This is a genomic window from Methyloterricola oryzae (assembly GCF_000934725.1).
In the GTDB taxonomy this organism is placed as follows: domain Bacteria; phylum Pseudomonadota; class Gammaproteobacteria; order Methylococcales; family Methylococcaceae; genus Methyloterricola; species Methyloterricola oryzae.
In genome coordinates this window covers 187,563-206,251 of the sequence record NZ_JYNS01000007.1, presented here as the reverse complement: position 1 = coordinate 206,251, position 18,689 = coordinate 187,563, and the positions used below count along the sequence as shown (strand labels likewise).

At 60.2% G+C, this 18,689-nt stretch carries 21 protein-coding genes; 15 read left to right on the top strand and 6 right to left on the bottom strand.

All coding sequences use genetic code 11. From position 1 onward, the window contains the following. The 6 genes from mtoX to flgA form a co-directional block, all read right to left on the bottom strand. The gene (gene mtoX / locus EK23_RS11715) at nucleotides 1–1,386 is read right to left on the bottom strand and encodes a methanethiol oxidase (protein ID WP_082054134.1); all 1,386 of its coding nucleotides are present in this window, start codon (nucleotides 1,384–1,386) and stop codon (nucleotides 1–3) included. 44 nt (nucleotides 1,387–1,430) lie between these two features. Continuing rightward, complete coding sequence (locus tag EK23_RS11710; protein WP_045225528.1) at nucleotides 1,431–1,712, bottom strand: DUF4242 domain-containing protein; 282 nt, start codon at nucleotides 1,710–1,712, stop codon at nucleotides 1,431–1,433. Nucleotides 1,713–1,780: 68 nt separating this feature from the next. Next, nucleotides 1,781–2,374, bottom strand: coding sequence for a TetR/AcrR family transcriptional regulator (locus EK23_RS11705; RefSeq protein WP_045225527.1), 594 nt, complete (start codon nucleotides 2,372–2,374; stop codon nucleotides 1,781–1,783). Nucleotides 2,375–2,538: 164 nt separating this feature from the next. Beyond that, nucleotides 2,539–3,024, bottom strand: coding sequence for a flagella synthesis protein FlgN (locus tag EK23_RS21775; RefSeq protein ID WP_052808135.1), 486 nt, complete (start codon nucleotides 3,022–3,024; stop codon nucleotides 2,539–2,541). Between the two features lie 16 nt (nucleotides 3,025–3,040). Next, nucleotides 3,041–3,331 carry a flagellar biosynthesis anti-sigma factor FlgM gene (flgM, locus tag EK23_RS11695; protein ID WP_045225526.1) on the bottom strand — a complete coding sequence of 97 codons (291 nt, stop codon included), beginning with the start codon at nucleotides 3,329–3,331 and terminating at the stop codon, nucleotides 3,041–3,043. A gap of 89 nt (nucleotides 3,332–3,420) precedes the next feature. Continuing rightward, complete coding sequence (flgA, locus tag EK23_RS11690; protein ID WP_045225525.1) at nucleotides 3,421–4,119, bottom strand: flagellar basal body P-ring formation chaperone FlgA; 699 nt, start codon at nucleotides 4,117–4,119, stop codon at nucleotides 3,421–3,423. A 293-nt stretch (nucleotides 4,120–4,412) separates the two neighbouring features. Here flgA and flgB point away from each other — a divergent pair, with 293 nt between their 5' ends. The 15 genes from flgB to EK23_RS11615 all read left to right on the top strand — a co-directional run bounded on the left by flgB (nucleotide 4,413) and on the right by EK23_RS11615 (nucleotide 18,666). After that, nucleotides 4,413–4,811, top strand: coding sequence for a flagellar basal body rod protein FlgB (flgB, locus tag EK23_RS11685; RefSeq protein ID WP_045225524.1), 399 nt, complete (start codon nucleotides 4,413–4,415; stop codon nucleotides 4,809–4,811). A 2-nt stretch (nucleotides 4,812–4,813) separates the two neighbouring features. Beyond that, nucleotides 4,814–5,248, top strand: coding sequence for a flagellar basal body rod protein FlgC (gene flgC / locus EK23_RS11680; RefSeq protein ID WP_045225585.1), 435 nt, complete (start codon nucleotides 4,814–4,816; stop codon nucleotides 5,246–5,248). Nucleotides 5,249–5,262: 14 nt separating this feature from the next. After that, on the top strand, nucleotides 5,263–5,949 hold the full coding sequence (locus tag EK23_RS11675) for a flagellar hook assembly protein FlgD (RefSeq protein ID WP_045225523.1): 687 nt from the start codon (nucleotides 5,263–5,265) through the stop codon (nucleotides 5,947–5,949). Nucleotides 5,950–5,964: 15 nt separating this feature from the next. Continuing rightward, complete coding sequence (flgE, locus tag EK23_RS11670; RefSeq protein WP_045225522.1) at nucleotides 5,965–7,323, top strand: flagellar hook protein FlgE; 1,359 nt, start codon at nucleotides 5,965–5,967, stop codon at nucleotides 7,321–7,323. Nucleotides 7,324–7,352: 29 nt separating this feature from the next. Further along, the gene (gene flgF, locus EK23_RS11665) at nucleotides 7,353–8,093 is read left to right on the top strand and encodes a flagellar basal-body rod protein FlgF (protein WP_045225521.1); all 741 of its coding nucleotides are present in this window, start codon (nucleotides 7,353–7,355) and stop codon (nucleotides 8,091–8,093) included. A 26-nt stretch (nucleotides 8,094–8,119) separates the two neighbouring features. Next, nucleotides 8,120–8,908 carry a flagellar basal-body rod protein FlgG gene (gene flgG / locus EK23_RS11660; protein WP_045225520.1) on the top strand — a complete coding sequence of 263 codons (789 nt, stop codon included), beginning with the start codon at nucleotides 8,120–8,122 and terminating at the stop codon, nucleotides 8,906–8,908. Nucleotides 8,909–8,921: 13 nt separating this feature from the next. Then, nucleotides 8,922–9,599: a flagellar basal body L-ring protein FlgH gene (locus EK23_RS11655; RefSeq protein ID WP_045225519.1), complete on the top strand. Its 678-nt coding sequence runs from the start codon at nucleotides 8,922–8,924 to the stop codon at nucleotides 9,597–9,599. Nucleotides 9,600–9,623: 24 nt separating this feature from the next. Beyond that, complete coding sequence (locus EK23_RS11650) at nucleotides 9,624–10,751, top strand: flagellar basal body P-ring protein FlgI (RefSeq protein WP_045225518.1); 1,128 nt, start codon at nucleotides 9,624–9,626, stop codon at nucleotides 10,749–10,751. 10 nt (nucleotides 10,752–10,761) lie between these two features. Further along, nucleotides 10,762–11,718, top strand: a complete 957-nt coding sequence (flgJ, locus tag EK23_RS11645) for a flagellar assembly peptidoglycan hydrolase FlgJ (RefSeq protein ID WP_045225517.1) — start codon at nucleotides 10,762–10,764, stop codon at nucleotides 11,716–11,718. A gap of 72 nt (nucleotides 11,719–11,790) precedes the next feature. Beyond that, nucleotides 11,791–13,467 (top strand): flagellar hook-associated protein FlgK, encoded by a 1,677-nt coding sequence (gene flgK, locus EK23_RS11640; RefSeq protein ID WP_045225516.1) that lies wholly within the window; start codon nucleotides 11,791–11,793, stop codon nucleotides 13,465–13,467. A 2-nt stretch (nucleotides 13,468–13,469) separates the two neighbouring features. Continuing rightward, nucleotides 13,470–14,768 (top strand): flagellar hook-associated protein FlgL, encoded by a 1,299-nt coding sequence (gene flgL, locus EK23_RS11635; RefSeq protein WP_045225515.1) that lies wholly within the window; start codon nucleotides 13,470–13,472, stop codon nucleotides 14,766–14,768. 544 nt (nucleotides 14,769–15,312) lie between these two features. After that, the gene (locus EK23_RS11630) at nucleotides 15,313–16,239 is read left to right on the top strand and encodes a hypothetical protein (RefSeq protein ID WP_045225514.1); all 927 of its coding nucleotides are present in this window, start codon (nucleotides 15,313–15,315) and stop codon (nucleotides 16,237–16,239) included. Nucleotides 16,240–16,378: 139 nt separating this feature from the next. Continuing rightward, nucleotides 16,379–17,173 (top strand): hypothetical protein, encoded by a 795-nt coding sequence (locus EK23_RS11625; protein WP_045225513.1) that lies wholly within the window; start codon nucleotides 16,379–16,381, stop codon nucleotides 17,171–17,173. Between the two features lie 49 nt (nucleotides 17,174–17,222). Continuing rightward, nucleotides 17,223–17,666, top strand: coding sequence for a hypothetical protein (locus EK23_RS11620; protein ID WP_045225512.1), 444 nt, complete (start codon nucleotides 17,223–17,225; stop codon nucleotides 17,664–17,666). A gap of 127 nt (nucleotides 17,667–17,793) precedes the next feature. After that, complete coding sequence (locus EK23_RS11615; protein WP_045225584.1) at nucleotides 17,794–18,666, top strand: FAD:protein FMN transferase; 873 nt, start codon at nucleotides 17,794–17,796, stop codon at nucleotides 18,664–18,666. Nucleotides 18,667–18,689 lie beyond the last annotated feature (23 nt).

Below are 18,689 nucleotides of genomic sequence, written 5' to 3'. Positions count from 1 at the left end.
TTACTGCGCGCTGGCCAGTTCATGTCCAGCGGGCTTGGCTGCGACGCCGGAATAGAGCGCCTGGGCGCCGAAGCGCATCTGGTGCGGCCGGCCCAGTTTCTCGGCGTAGAAGTCGATGGCGAACTGCTCCTTCAGGTCCTTGCCGTCCCAGTGATACAGCTTCAGGAACTGCTCGTTGTCCTTGCCCTTCTTGTCCCAGTTGGCCAGGAGGCTGGTGGTGTAGTACAGGCGCTTGCCGTCCCAACTGGACGACACCATGTTGACCTGAGCGCCGACGTGCTTCTCGTAAACCTGCTTGGGGTGATGCGGGTCGCTGATGTCGAAGGCGCGAGTGTTGCCGTCCATGAAGGTGTTGACCCACAGGGTCTTGTCGTCGTTGGAGATGGAAATGTCCACCGGCAGCGGCACCTTGGACGGGTCGCCGATATCGGCCACTGCCTTGGCCTGCCACTCGCCCTTGTCGTCCTCGTAGATGAGCCAGATCTTGGAAGTGAGCGCGGTGGTGGTGAAGCAGTAATTGTGGCTGTCGCCCCAGGCGCAGCGGATTTCCAGGGGAGCGCCGGGCACGTCGAACACCTTTTTCGGCTGCTTGGTGTGCAGGTCCCAGGTGACCACGGTATTGCCGAAGTGCTTCATGGCTTCGGTGTCGGTGAGCATCTTGCCGAAGTCCATCATGTAGTTGTTCCACCCGGTGAAGGAGGAGGTTACTAGCAGGTTCTTCCGGGGCAGGGCGCGCACATCGTAGTTGTATCCGTCGGCAAAATTGCCCGTCTTGACCGCGCCGCGCAGGTCACTATCGGTGGGCATCCAGTGAGTGGCGATGAATTCGCCTTCGTTGGTGTATTCCACCAGGGCGGTGCGTCCGCCATGATCCTTGTTGTTGGAAAGCCCCGTGATGATCATGCGGCCGGGCAGGGCGTACATGGTGTGCGGGCCGACCACGCCGCCGCTTTTCTCTACAAAATTGGTGATGGTCTTAACCAGTTTGGGTTTGCCTGGGTCTGACTTGACGTCGAATACGAAGATCTTGCTGGTATCCAGGCCGCCGGCCCAGAGGAATTGGCGGTCATCGGTGAAATCGGAATGGTGCGCCTCGTTGCGCCCGCCCACGGACAGGGTGTTGACGATCTTGCCGTACTTGTCCGACTTGGGGTTCACATCCACGGTGACCAGTTTGTCCTGCTCGTCGCCGATGCCTTCGGCGCCCAGCGTCCAGACGTAGACGTAATCCTCCTGGCCGGTGATCTTCTTCATGTAGGGCGAGGCGCAGGTCTCGTCGGCCTGAATGGAGAGCGGCGCCGCCGTGATAAAGGCGGCGGCAAGGCCGGCGAGGGTGCCACGCACGGCCTTGGCCAGCCGGCCGTTCATCGGTTGTGTCGTTTTCATTGCATATCCTCTTGTCATGTTCAAACGCGGTCGATCGGCCTCGGTCAGTTGCCGGGCTCTGCGGTGGTGGGGTCGATCCTCGACCGGACGCGGCGGATGCTGTCCGCCGGGAACTCTCCTTGGGCTGCGTGCTCGCGAATTAGTTCTTCGCTGGGCGCGATGTACACGCAGTAGACTTTGTCATCCGTTACATAACTCTCGATCCATTGAATCTGGGGTCCCAGGTTTTTCAGGATACTGCAGGACTTCTGGGAAATTCTTTGCAAGGCCTCGGGCGAGAGGTCTCCGGCTCCGGGAATGCTGCGCTCGATTATGTACTTGGGCATGGTTGTGCTTCCTCCTGGCGTAGTATCGGTCGCGATACGACCGGTCGTCTTGCTTCTGGGTAAAAAATTTATCCTCGGAAATAGCCTTCCAGCAGCATCTTGCGGCACTGCTCCAAAGGGGCTACCGACAGTTCGACTTTCATGCGCAACAATGCGCCCTGCCAAGCATTGACCAGGCAGTCGGCCAGTTCCCCGGCGCTCACATCCGTCCGGAACGACTGTTCCTGCTGTCCACGCGCGATGGCTTCCTTAATCTTGTCCCGATACCGGTGCAGGGCATCCCGCAGGGCTTTGCGGCAGGCATCGCTGGTATCGCCGATCTCACCCATGAGGTTGCCCAGCAGGCAGCCACCCTTGTACTGCCGGCGCTGTGACTCCTCGATCAGTTCCTTGAGGTAGGCGTCCAGGGCCTGCGCGCCGGATAACTGCGGGTTGCCCAGATGCCGTTCCAATTGTCGGATGAAGGGCTCGATGTAATGCTGGATCACATCCGCGCCGAACTCTTCCTTGCTGGCGAAGTAGTTGTAAAACGAACCCTTGGGGACACCGACGGTCTTCAGGATGTCCTGCAGGCCGGTGCCGTGGTAACCCTGTTCCATGAGCAGGTTGACGCCCTGGTCCAGTAGTCGTTCCTTGGTCAGGTTCTTGGTTTGGGTTCGCATGGGACAATATATTAGACCGGTCGTCTTGGATTGCAAGCAGACCTTTCATGCCGTCTCATGGCCACCGAGCTGTATGCGGCGTGTGAGAAATTCTGCGAAGGGCGGTGCGCGTGGGCCCCGGATGGGGCGGGCAAGACAGCGGGAGGGGGGAGCCCTCAGGGAACTCAGACGGACAGAAGCTTGCGGCTAGCGGCGGGGCGATGGCGCGCGCCATCGCGGCCATAAACGAACTCGCTTTGCGAGCGGCCGTGGAGCACGTCCAGCGAGCGTTGCGTATGTTGGCTCAACAGGGCGATATACGCCCCATTATGCAGGTTGATTTCGTTGCATTGTTCGGCGAGTTCCTTGATCGTCGACCACTTGTTGCGAAACGCGTCCACTTGGGGGGAGGAGGGCAGTGCAGCGAAGAGGCGATCGATTCCGCCACGGCCTGTGGGCAGGTTGTGACGCTTGAACAGGTCTTGCTGGTCGGTGGTCAGGCCATTGATGCGGTCCGCAAGCGATTCCTTCGCCTTGGTGGTTTGCTCCAGGCCAGGCACATCGCGGACTCGGAGGCTTTCCTTCTCCTGCTCCAGGACGCCGCGCATTTCCCCGATCAGTTGCTGATAATGGTCAAACAGCTGATCCAGTGTCTGATAGAAGTCACTCATGGTTCTGTGTGTTCCGTCAGGGAGTCAGTGCTTCAAGTTCCACCAGCCGATTGGCCGCCCGTTGAGGGTCGATCTGGTAATGCCCGCTGGCGATGGCATTGCTGATGCGCTGTACATGTGCCGTGTCCACTATCGGCGCGGCGAGCACATTTTCCGTCATCGCACGCAATTTCAAGGATGTTTCCACGGTGTCGCTAGATGCCGCCGGCTCGTCGGATGAGCTCTTTGCGGGCGAATCCGACACCGTCGGCTTCTTGACTGCGGCGGTTGGCAGGGCGCCGCCTAAAGACTGGATGAAAACGTTCATCGCCGTTCTCCGAATGATTTCTTGTCCTGGGTATCGGCCCTGCCCAATCCTTCTTTAATGAGGACAAATACGGAGTTGGAGATGCCAGCTCAGGGTGAAACGCTGATCGTACCATCGGAAATCACCTGCCCTTCGATGATGCGTTGGGAAGAAACATTGCGCACGCGAATGCGCTGTCCAGCCTCTCCGTCCGTCAGCGCGATGCCTGCCATGCTGACTTCGAAAACCGTGTTCTGGGCCCGAATGGCCACCTGCTGCCCACGCTTGACCAGCTTAACGGTGGTCAGATGGGTCGGCAGGAGGACCGTGCCGGCCGCCAGGGACTTGCGCACCGGCTTGCCGATCACATCCTCCGGGTTGAAGAAGCCGCCGTGCAGGGACGTGGCATCCTTTTCGACCAATTCCACATCGCCTGGCGCGATCAGGCTGCCTTGACGCAAAGCGGTTCGCAGCGCCACCACCTGCTTGGATAGGCGCACGAATGCGCGTCCATAAAGCGACCAGGGCTGCGTGCCTTCGCAGCGCACCGATACCGATATATTCCCGAGATCCCGGGTTCCCGGCAACCTGGCGACGGTCAATGGCCGGTCGCACTGCGGCAGTTGCAAGCGCCGGTCCAGCGGCGCCACATCGATCTGATACTTTTCGCCCGTGTGTCGAAGATTTGACTCCACCTGCTCCAGGATGGCTCCGAGTATCGACTCATGCGACTGCCAGTCCGCCTGACTTTGACCGGGCGCGGCGACTGTCAAGGATAACAATGCAATAACTTTCAATAGGTTTGACATGGATGCGCTCCGCTCGGGAGGGGGCTGGTTCAGGCGGCCCAAGCTGCGACGGGAAGAACCGCCGTGTGGCTTGGGCCTTTCATTGCTATTACAAGCATGAATGATGCCCATGCTTCGATTCTGAGGCGCCACGAGAGCTTGATGCGTCTCCGAGGGGTTTGCAGGCGGCGGAAAATTGCCGCCCTCAAGCTGCTGGTAAATCCAAATCGTCCAATTAACCATCTAAAAACAATTAGATAAGTTTATGGCTCGGTTTGTGCTTCACGGTTGTCAACCGTGTAGGAGGGTTTGTCATGGCCATCAATTTTGACAATGCGTTGGGTATTCATCCCCTCGCGCTTCAGTTCCGCAACCAGCGGGCCGAGTTGCTTGCGTCCAATCTGGCGAATGCCGACACGCCCAACTTCAAGGCCCGCGATCTGGACTTTCAATCGGTCCTGAAAGAGGCGCAGGGCGCTACGCTGAAGCTCACCGCCACCCAGCCCGAGCATTTGCAGGCGCCTGGAGCGGGCGGCAGTTTGGGGGTGGCGCCTCAGTACCGGATTCCGTCACAGGCGTCCCTGGACGGCAATACGGTGGACGCGGAGCAGGAGCAGGTTCGGTATGCGGAAAACGCCTTGAGTTACCAGTTCAGTCTGCGTCTGGTCGGCGACAAGTTTAGCGGTCTGAGCGAAGCCATCCGAGGTGAATGATCATGTCCTCCTTCAAGATCTTCGACATCGCCGGCTCCGCCATGCGGGCGCAGTCGCTGCGACTCAATTTGGTGGCGAGCAATCTCTCCAATGCGGAGACGGTCACCAGCAGCATCAATGAAACCTACAAGGCCCGTCATCCGGTGTTCGCGTCCCAGTTGCAGGACGCCATGGCCAAGCCGGGGAAAGTAGGCGAGGCCGACACCGGTACCGGGGTCAACGTGCTGGGGGTGGTAGAGAGCGACGCGCCGGCACTGGCGGAGTACGCCCCGGAACATCCCCTGGCCAATGCCGAGGGCTATATCTTCCGCCCCAATGTGAATCCGGTGGAGGAGATGACCAATATGATCGCGGCGTCCCGCTCCTACCAGGACAACGCGGAAGTGGCCAACACGGCCAAACAGCTCATGCTGCAGACCCTGCGCATGGGCCAGTAAAGGAGTGAGCCGTCATGAGTGTGAATTTGCAGGCGCTCGACAAGTTGGGCTTGTCGGCCGCGACCAAGGCCACGACCACCACCGATACCAGCAAGTCCAGTCAGATGGGTCAGGACATGTTCCTGAAACTGATGATGACGCAGTTGGAAAAGCAGAACCCGTTGAAGCCCCAGGACAGCAGTGAATTTCTCAGCCAGTTGGCGCAGTTCACCATGGTCACCGGGATTCAGGAATTGAAGAACAGCTTTTCCAGCGTTGCCAGCACCATGAGCGAGGGTCAGGCTCTGCAGGCCGCCAGCCTGGTGGGCAAGAGGGTGATGGTGGAATCGAATCAGGGTGTGCTGGGGGCGACGGGCGGACTGTCCGGGGCCTTGAGCCTGGATGCCAACTCCAGCAACGTGACAGTGCAGGTGCTCAATGCGGGCGGTGCGACTGTGAGAACCCTGGAATTGGGCGATCGCAAGCAGGGCAATGTGCCGTTCACCTGGGACGGAATGCTGGACGATGGTGTTACCGCGGCCAATCCGGGTACTTACACCCTCAAAGCGGAAGCGGTGGTCGAAGGCGAGACCGTCGCACTGGCTCCCCATGTGGCGGCTCCGGTGCAAAGCGTCACCCTGGGCGGGTCGCAGGGAATCGAAGTGGATTTGGGCGTTCTGGGCCGGCATAAGCTGGCGGACATTCTTGAAGTTTTGAATTAATCCGGGAGTAGTGTCATGAGCTTTAGTACAGCAGTAACTGGTCTGAATGCCGCGAGCAACATGTTGTCGGTGACGGGCAATAACATTGCCAACGTCAATACGACAGGCTTCAAGAACTCGCGGTCCGAGTTCGCCGATGTGTATTCCACCGCCCTGAGCAGCGGTGGCAAGACGACGCCGGGTTCCGGTGTGGTCACGACCAATGTGGCTCAGTTGTTCGGGCAGGGCAATCTGCAGTCTACGGGCAACAACCTGGACATGGGCATCAGCGGCGAAGGCTTTTTTGTCATGGGAGAGAGCACCGGCAATTACGCGAGCCACTCCTACACTCGCTCGGGGGCTTTCCACACCGACCAGGATGGTTATGTGGTGGGGAACAACAGCAAGCCCCTGCTCTGTTACCGGCCGAACGGGACGACGGTGGCCGAAGGTTTCAGTACGGGCGTGTTGCAGCCCCTCAAACTGGATGCCAGCGAGGGACAACCAAGCGCAACGACCGCGATCAATACGAGCTTTAACTTGGATGCGCGCAAAAAGATCGTGGACAACGCGGTGTTTCCCTTCGTCGGTCCAGACTCCAGTGGAGTCGTGGACCCTAACACCTATTCCAATTCATCGTCGGTCACGGTGTATGACTCCCTGGGCAACTCCCATTTGGTGACCCAGTATTATGTGAAGCGCGACGTTTCGATTCTTCCTAGCCCCCTGCCGTCACCGGCCACGACCCCTGCCAGTATATGGGATGTTTACACGACGGTAGATGGGAAGGACATTAAGGGAACGTCATCGCCGACCGCGCCTACTCCGGACCGGCTGACCTTCGACAACAGCGGCAAATTGGAGGAGATCTGGCCCGGGGCAAGCCCGGCAGCAGCGGTTACCACGACCAAGATCGCCTATCCCAGCATCTCCGTGGCTGCCGATGCCGCACCGATGCAAATTACGTTGGATGTAGCCGGAAGCACGCAACTTGGCAGCGCGTTCAGCGTCAACACGCTCAACCAGGACGGTGTTACCACCGGCACTCTGTCTGGCATTGACATCAGTGACACCGGCATCGTGTTTGCGCGCTTCACCAATGGCCAGGAAAAGCCCCTGGGCCAGGTGGCCATCGTGCGCTTCGCCAACCCGCAAGGCCTGAACAAGGTAGGCGACACCAGCTGGAAGGAGAGCGTGCAGTCGGGCGTGCCATTGAGCGGCGTGGCCGGTTCCGGCTCCTTCGGCACCATCAAGTCCGGGTCATTGGAGAGTTCCAACGTGGAGTTGTCGCAGCAGCTGGTGAACCTGATCGTGGCGCAGCAGGCCTACCAGGCCAATGCCCAGACCATCACCACGGAAAACGAAGTGACGCGGACCCTGCTGCAGATCCGTTAATCCGCATTAGCTGAACAGGAGTAGCCGTCATGGACCGCGCATTGTTCGTCGCCATGAGCGGGGCCAAGCAGATCCTGCAGGCCCAGACCTCCAACGCCAACAACCTGGCGAACGTGAATACCACGGGCTTTCGCGCGGACCTGGAACAGTTCCGCAGCCAGCCCGTGTTTGGACCGGGCTACCCCAGCCGGGTCTACGCCATGCTGGAACGGCCGGGTGTCGATTTCTCGTCGGGGATGATGCAGAACACCGGTCGGGATCTCGACGTTGCGGTGGACGGCGAGGGCTGGATAGCCGTCAAGGGCACGGATGGCAAGGAGGCCTACACGCGGGCAGGGGATTTGCATATCACTCCTCAAGGACAGTTGCTGAACGGCGAGGGACTGCAGGTTGTAGGCAATGCCGGGCCGATCACGGTGCCGCCGGCGCAGAACCTGACCATCGGCAGCGACGGCACCATCAGCTTCATACCGTTGGGACAGAACGCCACGACCCTGGCGGCGGTGGACCGGATCAAGCTGGTGAACCCGCCCAAGGATCAGATGGAAAAGGGCAACGACGGATTGTTCAGGGTCAAGGGCGGCGCGCCGGCACCGGCGGACGCCCAGGTCAAACTGGTTTCCGGTGCCCTGGAATCCAGCAATGTGAGCGCGGTGGAAGAGATGACGCAGATGATCCAGCTCCAGCGCCAATACGAGATGCAGCTGAAATTGATGAAGACCGTCGAGGACGACGGGGCCGCCAGCTCCAAGCTGATGCAGATTAGTTAACGAATCGCGGTATAGAGGACAAGACCATGACCACGCCATCGCTATGGGTCGCCAAGACCGGACTGGATGCCCAGCAGACGCACATGCAGGTGATCTCCAACAACCTGGCCAATGTGAACACGACAGGGTTCAAGAAGGACCGTGCGATGTTCGAGGACTTGCTGTACCAGAACGTGCGCCAGGTGGGCGCCCAGTCCACCCAGACCACGACCTTGCCCTCGGGCCTGCAACTGGGCACGGGCGTCAGGACGGTGGCCACCCAGAAGATCCACACCCAGGGCAACATCATGCAGACACAGAATCCCCTGGATGTTGCGATCAATGGTCGCGGCTTCCTGCAGGTGGTCATGCCCAACGGCGACATCGCCTACACCCGCGACGGATCGCTCAAGATCGATTCCACCGGACAGATCGTCACCAACAACGGCGATCCCATCGAGCCGGCCATCACCGTTCCCCAGGATGCCTTGAGCATCACCATCGGTGACGACGGCACCGTGTCGGTCCTGCAACCGGGCAACACCGCTCCGGCCCAGGTGGGCAGTATCCAGCTGGCGGATTTCATCAATCCCACGGGTCTGGACCCCATAGGCAACAACCTGTTCCGCGAGTCGGTTTCCAGCGGCACCGCCATCACCGGCGCGCCGGGCACCGACAGCCTGGGCAAGATCCAGCAGGGAGCGTTGGAAACCTCCAACGTCAACGTGGTGGAGGAACTGGTCAACATGATCGAGACCCAGCGCGCCTACGAGATGAACTCCAAGGCCATCGAGACCACGGACCAGATGCTGAGCTTCGCCTCCAACACCTTGTAACTGGACTAAAGCCATGAAACGCCTGACGCTGATGCTTCCCCTCGTGCTCCTGAGCGGGTGCGCGTCCCTCCTCAACCCGCCGCCGACCCGTGACCCGGCCTATGCCGCCGTGCGTCCCGAAGACATGATGGTGCCGGCCCAGAATCCGGGCGCCATCTTCCAGTCGGGCAACGAACTGCGCTTGTTCGAGGACGCTAGGGCGCGCCGGATCGGCGATATTCTCACCATCCGCTTGGTGGAGTCCACCGACGCCAAGAAGAGCGCGGCCACCAACGCGTCGCGCAGTGCGGTGACCGAGGTCAAGGCCCCGATGATCATGGGGCAGGAAGCGGCTCAAGTGCTGGGCTATGACCTCCAAACCAGCCTGGAAGCCTCCAACGATTTCAAGGGCAAGGGCAATTCTGATCAGAGCAACGCCCTGAAGGGCAATATCACGGTCAGCGTGGTCGAAGTCTTTCCCAATGGCAATCTGCGGATTCAGGGGGAGAAGCGCGTAGGTCTGAACCGCGGCAATGAATACATCAAGCTCTCCGGCATTGTCCGGCCGGTGGATATCGACACGACCAATTCCGTGGATTCCACCAAGGTGGCTGACGCCACCATGATCTACAACGGCGACGGGGAAATCGCGGATGCGAATCGCATGGGCTGGTTGCAGCGCCTGTTCACCAGCATCCTGTTTCCCTTCTGAACAAAGCGATTTCGGAGAGCCGCCATGGCCACCAAGTATTTGAGAGCACTGTTCGCGGCAGGTCTGGCTGTATCGATATTGTATACGCCTGCGCTGCAGGCCGAGCGCATCAAGGATATTGCCGCGGTTGCGGGTGTGCGCACCAACCAATTGATCGGCTACGGCCTGGTGGTAGGTCTCACCAATACCGGCGACAAAACCACCCGCTTCACCAGCCAGACGCTGCGCAACATGATGATGCAGCTAGGCATGACCCTGAGCAAGGACGTGCCGGTTGCGGGTATCGACCTCAAGTCCAAGAACATTGCCCTCGTCTCGGTTCAGGCGGAATTGCCGGCCTTTTCCAAGCCGGGCCAGATGATCGACGTGACTGTGGCCTCCATGGGCGATGCCAAGAGCCTGCGTGGCGGCAGTCTGGTGATGACGCCGCTGAAAGGTGCCGATGGCCAGGTATATGCCATCGCGCAGGGCAACCTCGTGGTGGGGGGGCTGAGCGCACAAGGGCAGGACGGTTCCAAGGTCACGGTCAACGTGCCCAGCGCCGGCCGTATCCCCAACGGCGCGACGGTGGAGCGGGAGGTGCCCACCGGCTTTGCCCAGGGCAGCAACCTGGTGTTGCAACTGCAGACCCCGGATTTCACCACGGCCAATCGCCTCGCGGAGGAAGTCAACCGGGCCTTCGGCCCCGGCCTTGCGCGTCCCATCGACGCGGCCTCGATCCAGGTAAGCATGCCGCGCGATCCCGCACAACGCGTTTCTTTCACCTCCATGGTGGAAAACCTGGAAATCAGTCCCGGCGACGCGCCAGCCAAGGTCGTGGTCAATTCCCGTACCGGCACGGTGGTGATCAGCAGTCATGTGCGGGTGCAGCCCGCCGCCGTGTCCCATGGAAATTTGACCGTCACCATCACCGAGCGTCCCGAAGTCAGTCAACCGGGTCCTTTCTCGAACGGTCAAACCGCCATCGTGCCACGTTCCGATGTCAACGTGAAGGAAGACGGCAACCGCATGTTCGTGTTCAGACCCGGCGTGTCCCTGGATGAAGTGGTCAAGGCAGTCAACCAAGTGGGGGCGGCGCCGAGTGATCTCGTGGCTATTCTGGAAGCCTTGAAAAGCGCTGGAGCGTTGCGCGCGGAACTCATCGTGATCTAGGAGAGCCGTCATGATCAATCAATCCGGCATGGCCGATGTCTACACCGATTTTCAAGGGCTCGCCAAGCTCAAGGGCGCGGCGAAGCAGAACTCGAAGGAAGCCATCAAGGAGACGGCCCGTCAGTTCGAGTCGGTGTTCATCCAGATGGCCCTGAAGAGCATGCGCAGCACCACCGGCAAGGCCGGGCTGATGGAAAACAACCAGACCAAATTGTACCGCGACATGTACGACCAGCAGTTGGCCCTGGAACTGGGCAAGACGTCAAAGCTGGGTTTCGGCAAGATGCTGGAGCGGCAGTTGGGCGGCTCACCCGACGATCAGAAATTGACAGGCAAGACCCTCGCGGATTACCGCCGCGAGGCGCTGCCGGCCGTCGATCGCGAGCGCGCCTCAGTTGCGCGGGACGTGGCGGGCATGGTGGAGCGCATGGCGGCGGGCGCTGGCACGAAGGTGATGGCCGGTGCGAAGGCGGGACGGTCCGGCGCTTTCTCCAGTCCGCAGGAATTCGTCGACGAACTCTGGCCCCATGCCCAGCAGGTTGGTGAGGAACTGGGCGTCGATCCCAAGATGATCCTGGCTCAGGCGGCCCTGGAGTCCGGGTGGGGCAAGGCGGTGATGCGGGCGGCGGATGGCAGCCACAGCCACAACCTGTTCGGCATCAAGGCGGATCGCAATTGGGAGGGGCGCAGCATCGCCACCAGCACCCTGGAATACGAGAACGGCGCGCCGGTGCGCACGCGGGCGGCATTTCGCGCCTATGACAGCTATGCCGACAGCTTCCGCGACTACGTGCAGTTTCTCAAGGCGAATCCGCGTTACACCCAGGCGCTGCGCAACGCCGAGAATCCGGAGCGCTACATCGCCGGTTTGCAGAAGGCAGGCTATGCCACAGACCCCCATTACGCGCGCAAGGTCATGTCCATCTACAGGGGCAATGCGGCGTTCGAGGGCCTCGATCAGGCTTAGGCGGGCTTGTTAAGCAGGATAACGGGCCGATAACCCGCTTGGAAAGGCGGCAAAATTGTTGAGGACCATGACATGTCAGGCGAACTACTAGGCATCGCAACGTCGGGGCTGATGGCATTTCAGCGCTCCCTGACGACGACCAGCCATAACATTGTCAATGTCGACACGGAAGGATACAGCCGCCAGCGTGCCGACCTGGCCGCGCAGGACGCCAATTTCATTGGCCAATCCGGGTATATTGGGAGCGGCGTCAACGTGGCTTCCGTGCAGCGGAGCTACGACGTTTTTCTGACGAATCAGGTTCGCACTAGCACCTCCGCCCACTCGGAACTGGACGCCTACTACCAGTTGGCCACCCAGGTGGACAACATGATTGCCGATCAGGACAGCAGCCTTTCTCCGGCCATGCAGAGCTTTTTCGATGCGGTGCACGGCGTGGTGAACGAGCCGACCTCGGTTCCGGTGCGGCGGGTGATGCTGACGGCGGCGCAGACCATGGTCAACCGCTTCAATGTGCTCAACGAGAACTTCGACAACCTGCGCGATCAGGCCTACCAGAGCATGGAAAGCAACATCAACCAGCTCAATGCCCAGGCCAGCAACCTCGCGGAACTCAACAAGAAAATCGTTGCCGCTACCGGCAAGGCCAATGGCAATCCGCCCAACGACCTGTTGGACCAACGCGACCAGTTGCTGGTGGACATGGCCAAGCACCTGGATGTCAGGGTGATTCCCGAAAGCAATGGCGCGGTCAATGTTTTCGTGGGTTCGGGCCAGGCCCTGGTGATGGGCACCCAGGCGGCTAGCCTGCGGGTGCAGGATTCCATGTACGGCGATACCCAGAAGGACATTGCTCTGGTGGCCAACGGCTCCAGCAATTCGACCATCGTCACCAATCTGCTCACGGGGGGAGACATTGGCGGCATGATGAATTTTCAGAAGGATTTTCTGGATCCGGCTCAAAATGATCTGGGCCGGATCGCCGCCGCCTTCGCCGACCAGTTCAATACCCAGCACCGTGCCGGTTTCGACCTGAACGGCGTTGCCGGCGTTGACTTCTTTTTCGAGCCCTCGCCCACGGTGGCCAACAATAAGCTCAATACAGTAGGGTCCTCGCTGACCGTTGCCTACAACGACTTCCAGCAGATGTCCGGCGCGGATTACAAGGTGGATGTGACCGCCACCGGGGTCAATATCACCAATCTGCGCACCAGCTCGATTCAGGCGCTGGCCGTGGCGATTCCCCCGGGCACCTTCAATCTCGATGGTCTGGACTTCACCTTGAGCGGCGTGAATGCTGGCGACAGCTTTATCGTCAGCCCCACCCGTGCCGCCGCCGGGAGCCTGAGTATCGCCGCCGGCATGAACGACCCCGCCCTGATCGCCGCGGCAGCTACCGGTTCCGCGACCCCTGCGACGGCCAAGGTGGGCGACAACACCAATGCCCTGGCCCTGACCCGGTTGCAGGCCGCCAAAAACCTTCTCAATGGCCGGGCGACCTATCAGGACGCGTTCAACGAAATCGTCGGCACCGTGGGCAATCTGACCAAGGCCGCAGAAATCAATTCCTCCGCCCAGAAAAGCTTGCTCGATCAGGCCACCCAGCAGCGTGACTCGGTTGCTGGCGTGAATCTGGACGAGGAGGCGGCCAACCTGATCAAGTTTCAGCAGGCCTACCAGGCCGCAGCCCAGACCATTTCGGCCGCACAATCCACCTTTGACGCGCTGATTGGCGCCGTGAGGAGATAGCCATGCGCATCTCGACCCAATTGACGCAGGAACTCGGCGTCAACGCCATGCTCAACCAGCAGAGCAAGATCGCCAAGAGCCAGGTGCAGATGGCATCCGGCCTGCGCGTGGTGACACCTTCGGACGACGCGCCAGCCGCGGTGCGCGCCCTGCTGTTGACCGAGTCCATCAGCATCACCGAGCAGTATCAGAGCAACGTGACCATGGCCACGTCGCGCCTGTCCCAGGAAGATTCGGCCTTGGACAGCGTGCTTAACGCCATGCAGCGGCTCAACGAGTTGGCGATACAGGGCCGTAACGACAGCCTGTCCGAGTCCGACCGCCGCTCCATCGAGGTGGAGGCGCGCCAGATCCTGTTTCAGGTACGCGACCTGGCCAACGCCAAGACCGATGGCGGCGAATACCTTTTCGGTGGCTTCAATTCCACCACACCGCCCTACGCCTATCAGGCTTACACCGTGGGCGGCAGCGAAGTGGGCGGCACCTATGTCTACCAGGGGGACGCCAGCCGGCATTCCACCATGGTGGGTCCGACCTTTCGTCTCGAGGACAGCGACCCCGGCAGCGACATCTTCAATATCGATATCGCCGACATGCCCAGTCCCGCGGTGGAGGTGCAGACCCCGAAGACCAACCTGGGCAGCATCGATGCCACCATCAGCAACGCCGGCGCCCTAACCGGTCATGACTACAAGGTCGACGTCACCTCGGCGGGCGTGACCATTACCGACCTGGCCACCGGCACGGCAAGTAGTCTTCCCAGTTCGACCGCGGGCTATCCGATCGTTACGCAAGATGGCATCACATTCGACCTGACCGAGTCGGTGAACGCCATCGGCACCTCGGGCAGCACCGACAGCTTCCAGGTCAATCTCACCAGCCGAGTCTGGCCGCCGGTGGTGCCGCAAGGAGCGTCCAGGCCCTGGATGACCGGCAATCCGGCCCCGGATCCGCCGGCCGTGTTCGCGCAACCGGAGGAGAACATCCTCAATGTTATTTACAACTTCGCGGAGAACATGAAGAACAACACGCCGGACGACAAGGACATCGAGCGTATCCAGCGCGCCATGACCGCCGTGGACGATATTCGTGTGACCGTGGGTGCCCGTTTGCAGGCCTTGCAGAGCCAGGATGCCATGAACCTCAAGTTCACCACCGACCAGAAGGGCTATCTCTCCACCACCCAGGATCTGGACTACGCGACTGCCATCAGCGAGTTCAACCTTCAGACCTTCGCCTTGAAGGCGGCCCAGCAAGCCTATTCCAAGGTCCAGGGGCTCACCTTGTTCGACTATATTTGACGCCGCGATGTTGCTTAGCCGGGTTCCAGAGCTCTGACGCAGCCAGCGGTCGTTCGCTCCACGGGCTGAAAACTCGCAGCCCTTGCGCGCGAACCGGCGGCGCCTTCTATCGACTCCCACCTATTTCCACTGTGGCAAATGCGTCTGCCTGCTCGACGGGGTGTGGCATATGACACACCTATGAGCTTTTGCTTGTGTAGGGAAAAGCTTCATCGGGTACGTATTTCCTATACGCTGAATCTGCTGCTCGCCAATCCCCGGGATGACCTGTGATTTGCAGCCTGTCGTACGGCTTTTTCTGATTGGTTGGGTGTCCTGAATGCGTGAGATGCCTCAGTTGACACAGGATAAGTGCGGCATATGGCGCAGTTTGAGGTGCCTAAAGCCACGCTTCCTTCCGTATGGCTGCAATTCCTGACTGAATTGCCTACATTTTTTTGGGTTGGCGCAAAACGTGCTTGAAGACGCGTGTCGATAATGACAGGACGCCGGCAGGACTGCTGGTCGCCCACGCATCACCATCCGAAAATGACGAGGACTTGCAATGTTCGAACATAATAAGCACAAGAAACTGATTAGCTTCCTGGCCGTGGCGGCCCTGGGTGGCGCTGCGCAGGGCGTTCACGCCCATGCCGGGTTCAAGGAACAGATCGATTCCGGTACGTCGACCCAGTCGGCCAAGTGGAACGCTGTCACCATCACCCACGGCTGTAATTCCAATGCCGGCGGCGAGGGCAGCACCGCGCCGCACAAAGACGTCATCGCCCTGAGCGTGGTGTTCCCCGATTTCACCAAGACCTCCAACGTGGTCATGCGCAAGAGCCTGAGCACGGCCACCGTCACCGCCGGTGAGGAGCCGACCGTTACGAGCTTTGAAAACGACATCGTCGATTCCACTGCCGACGTGGCTTTGAAAACCTCTATCGCTCTGGACATGGGCGGCGACCAGTTATTCGCCAACAACCTGCCGACGGTGGACGCTAGCGGCAATAACCGCGGCTGGCAGGGCTGGAACGGTAATTTCCCGATCAAGGGACCGGTTCTGATTGAAAGCGCCAAGAAGCCGGACGGCAGCGATATCAGCACCACCGGGCTGTCGCCCTTCCGCATCGGCGGCATCCAGTTCAAGGAGACCTCCTGCGCCAAGACCCTGAGAATCCGCGTCGCTGTGGCCGACTGGTGCGGCAAGGGCAACAAGTCGTACAAGGACGCGGCCTCCAACGTGGATGTCTGGATCGGCTCCAAGACTGCCTTGTTCAACGATCCGGCCACCATGCCCAACGAGAGCCAAGCCATCTTCTGGCCCACCCTGACCATCAACAACAAGGACTACGATGCGACGGCCTGCGCCTCGGCGGATTATGACACCTTGTTCATCGAGCCTTCCACGGCGGACATCGATGCCATGCTGCCCATGCGCAAGCAGAAGTATCCGAAGGGATCCGGCGAGAAGTACTGGCCGACCAAATAAAGTTTTGAGTATCCGGTAAAGCGGGCACTTGCCTCTTGCCGCCATGTAATTTGATATCATGGTGGCAATTTTCTCCAGCACTCTTTTCTTAAGAAAAGAGTGCTGTTTTTTTCAAAGGGCGTGACACACGTTTATCTCCATGACTGAATTCAGAAAAGCTTTGACGGTCAGCGCATGGCTCTGCGGTTCTTTTTTGGCCGGAACTGCGGTGGCCGAGGATGTGCAGGAGGCAACCCTCAGTGGCGGCAGAGGCGCCATTGACCAGTATCAGGTTTCGTGTCCGGAAGGCACGGACCACTTGAAAATACAGGCAAGCCGGAGCCTGGCGCCGCAGGCGAGCCTGCTACAGAACCTCAAGGTCGCCAAAGGCGGCAATGTGGCCAACTCCGCTCCGGTCACGCCAGGCATGACGCAGGAGGTGTCCCTGGACGGCGGCAAAGGCAAGTATTCCATCACCATCGATACCAGCGGCAGTACCGGTTCATCCAAGCAGTCCTATTCTGCCGGGTTCCAGTGCCTGAATGCGGCAGGACAGGCGGTCAAGACCTCGTTGACCAGTTCGGCCGGAAATCTCAAGAAGAAGGGAAAAAAGCTCACGGTCAATTGCGGTAAAACCAAAACCGGGGGCGATCCGAAGTCCTTGCTGGTCCAACTCACCAATATCACGAAAGGGACTCCGGTCCTGATTGCGCAGGTTACTAACTTCTCGAATTCCAGATTTTCTGATAACCGTCCGGTTGCCGTCAGTGTCCCGGAAAGTTTCCCAGGTGAATTGACTGGCTTTGACCCGGGCGACTACCAAGTCCTCGTCGCCCACAACGGCACGCCCGCCCCGGCTGATTTTCAGTATGTCCTGCGGAGCAGTTGCCTGGACAGTTCTGATGTTGAAGCCGGAACACCGGTGGTGACCCTGCTGCAATCTTCCTCGCCCTGAATGCGCCATGATCAACCGTAGACGACTTTCTGATATGGCAGGAGCGGCAATGAATTCGCATGTTTTCAATATCGTATTTACTGGCCTGGCGGCGCTGATCTGGTCGGGCAGTGGCTTCGCCCACGAGGAGAGCAGTCCCCTCGGCGTTGGTGTCACCGCCACGGATGTGCACACCATTTCGTGTTTCGACGATGGCAACGGCACCCCTGCCTTCCTGCTGTTCGAACTGGTTGCCGGTGCGCCGGCCAACGGACCGGTGGTGAGCGCTCAGATACTGGTGCCGGACAAGCAGATCGTCATGAATGTCACTGATCCGGTGAGCGGTGATTTGGGTGGCAGTGGCGAGGTCAGAATCGACGGCGGTACGTCGCCCTATCGGGTCATCGTGAACAAGGCGGGGGCCGGCAAGGCCTTCTACACGATGATCTACCACTGCGAGACGGCTGGTTCCATTCATACCGGCACCGACCAGAGCTATTCGCAGAACCAGTGAGGCCTGTTTTTGGAGGCTGCATACGCGGCTGGCGCGCCAGGTCTGAAATGGGTCGTTGGATTTGATAGCGATGTTCCGCCGCTAAGACGTGGTCCGGCCTCAGGTTTTCCGGCAGGGCTTCAAGGCCATGGGTTCGCCCTGCGAGGTACAGCTTTTCGCGCGGGATGCCCGCCAGGCCGAGCAGGCGGCCGGGGCCGCCATTGCCGATGTGCAGAGACTGGAGGCGCGCTATTCGCGCTACAAGGACGACAGTTTCCTGTCCGAGATCAACCGGGCCGCGGCGGTGGGCGGTTCCATCGAAGTGGATGCGGAAACGGCCGGACTGCTCAATTACGCTCTCGCCTGCTATGAGCAGAGCGGGGGCTTGTTCGATATCACCTCCGGTTTGTTGCGCCAGGTTTGGCGCTTCGATCAAGGCAAACTTCCCGAGGCGGGGCAGGTGGAAGCCCTGCTGGAGCGGATCGGCTGGGACAAGGTGACATGGAAGCCGCCACGGCTCGACTTCAGGGTGCCCGGCATGGAACTGGATCTGGGCGGGGTGGTGAAGGAATACGCCGTGGACCGGGCCGCGGCCCTGTGCCGCGAAGTTGGTGTGCATAGCGGCATCGTCAACCTGGGCGGCGACATCAAGATCGTCGGCCCGCGCGCGGACGGGACGCCCTGGCGCATCGGCATCCGCCATCCACGCCAGCATTCCGGGGTGCTGGACACCATTGAACTGCACGAGGGCGCGGTTGCCAGCAGCGGCGACTACGAGCGCTGTATCGTGCTTGGCGATGAGCGTTACGGCCATGTGTTGAACCCGAAGACCGGCTGGCCTGTGCGGCATATGGCGGCGGTCACCGTGGTCGGCGAGTTCTGCGTCGTCGCCGGCAGCGCCTCCACCATCGCTATGCTCAAGGAGCGGGACGGACCGGCCTGGCTGCAATCCCTGGGCCTGGCGCATCTTTGGATGGATGTGCGCGGCGCCGTGGGCGGCTCCCTGGCTGGCCATGCCTGATACGCAGTCTGTATTCCAAGAAC

Bases quoted from the DNA above. Each gene is read 5' to 3' on its own strand.
- EK23_RS11620 (WP_045225512.1), top strand. From the start codon at position 17,223: ATGAATTCGCATGTTTTCAATATCGTATTTACTGGCCTGGCGGCGCTG.
- flgK (WP_045225516.1), top strand. From the start codon at position 11,791: ATGTCAGGCGAACTACTAGGCATCGCAACGTCGGGGCTGATGGCATTT.
- flgG (WP_045225520.1), top strand. From the start codon at position 8,120: ATGACCACGCCATCGCTATGGGTCGCCAAGACCGGACTGGATGCCCAG.
- EK23_RS21775 (WP_052808135.1), bottom strand. From the start codon at position 3,024: ATGAGTGACTTCTATCAGACACTGGATCAGCTGTTTGACCATTATCAG.
- EK23_RS11650 (WP_045225518.1), top strand. From the start codon at position 9,624: ATGGCCACCAAGTATTTGAGAGCACTGTTCGCGGCAGGTCTGGCTGTA.
- flgE (WP_045225522.1), top strand. From the start codon at position 5,965: ATGAGCTTTAGTACAGCAGTAACTGGTCTGAATGCCGCGAGCAACATG.
- flgJ (WP_045225517.1), top strand. From the start codon at position 10,762: ATGATCAATCAATCCGGCATGGCCGATGTCTACACCGATTTTCAAGGG.
- EK23_RS11625 (WP_045225513.1), top strand. From the start codon at position 16,379: ATGACTGAATTCAGAAAAGCTTTGACGGTCAGCGCATGGCTCTGCGGT.
- flgM (WP_045225526.1), bottom strand. From the start codon at position 3,331: ATGAACGTTTTCATCCAGTCTTTAGGCGGCGCCCTGCCAACCGCCGCA.
- EK23_RS11675 (WP_045225523.1), top strand. From the start codon at position 5,263: ATGAGTGTGAATTTGCAGGCGCTCGACAAGTTGGGCTTGTCGGCCGCG.
- flgB (WP_045225524.1), top strand. From the start codon at position 4,413: ATGGCCATCAATTTTGACAATGCGTTGGGTATTCATCCCCTCGCGCTT.
- flgL (WP_045225515.1), top strand. From the start codon at position 13,470: ATGCGCATCTCGACCCAATTGACGCAGGAACTCGGCGTCAACGCCATG.
- EK23_RS11705 (WP_045225527.1), bottom strand. From the start codon at position 2,374: ATGCGAACCCAAACCAAGAACCTGACCAAGGAACGACTACTGGACCAG.
- EK23_RS11710 (WP_045225528.1), bottom strand. From the start codon at position 1,712: ATGCCCAAGTACATAATCGAGCGCAGCATTCCCGGAGCCGGAGACCTC.
- EK23_RS11615 (WP_045225584.1), top strand. From the start codon at position 17,794: ATGGGTTCGCCCTGCGAGGTACAGCTTTTCGCGCGGGATGCCCGCCAG.
- EK23_RS11655 (WP_045225519.1), top strand. From the start codon at position 8,922: ATGAAACGCCTGACGCTGATGCTTCCCCTCGTGCTCCTGAGCGGGTGC.
- mtoX (WP_082054134.1), bottom strand. From the start codon at position 1,386: ATGAAAACGACACAACCGATGAACGGCCGGCTGGCCAAGGCCGTGCGT.
- flgF (WP_045225521.1), top strand. From the start codon at position 7,353: ATGGACCGCGCATTGTTCGTCGCCATGAGCGGGGCCAAGCAGATCCTG.
- flgA (WP_045225525.1), bottom strand. From the start codon at position 4,119: ATGTCAAACCTATTGAAAGTTATTGCATTGTTATCCTTGACAGTCGCC.
- EK23_RS11630 (WP_045225514.1), top strand. From the start codon at position 15,313: ATGTTCGAACATAATAAGCACAAGAAACTGATTAGCTTCCTGGCCGTG.
- flgC (WP_045225585.1), top strand. From the start codon at position 4,814: ATGTCCTCCTTCAAGATCTTCGACATCGCCGGCTCCGCCATGCGGGCG.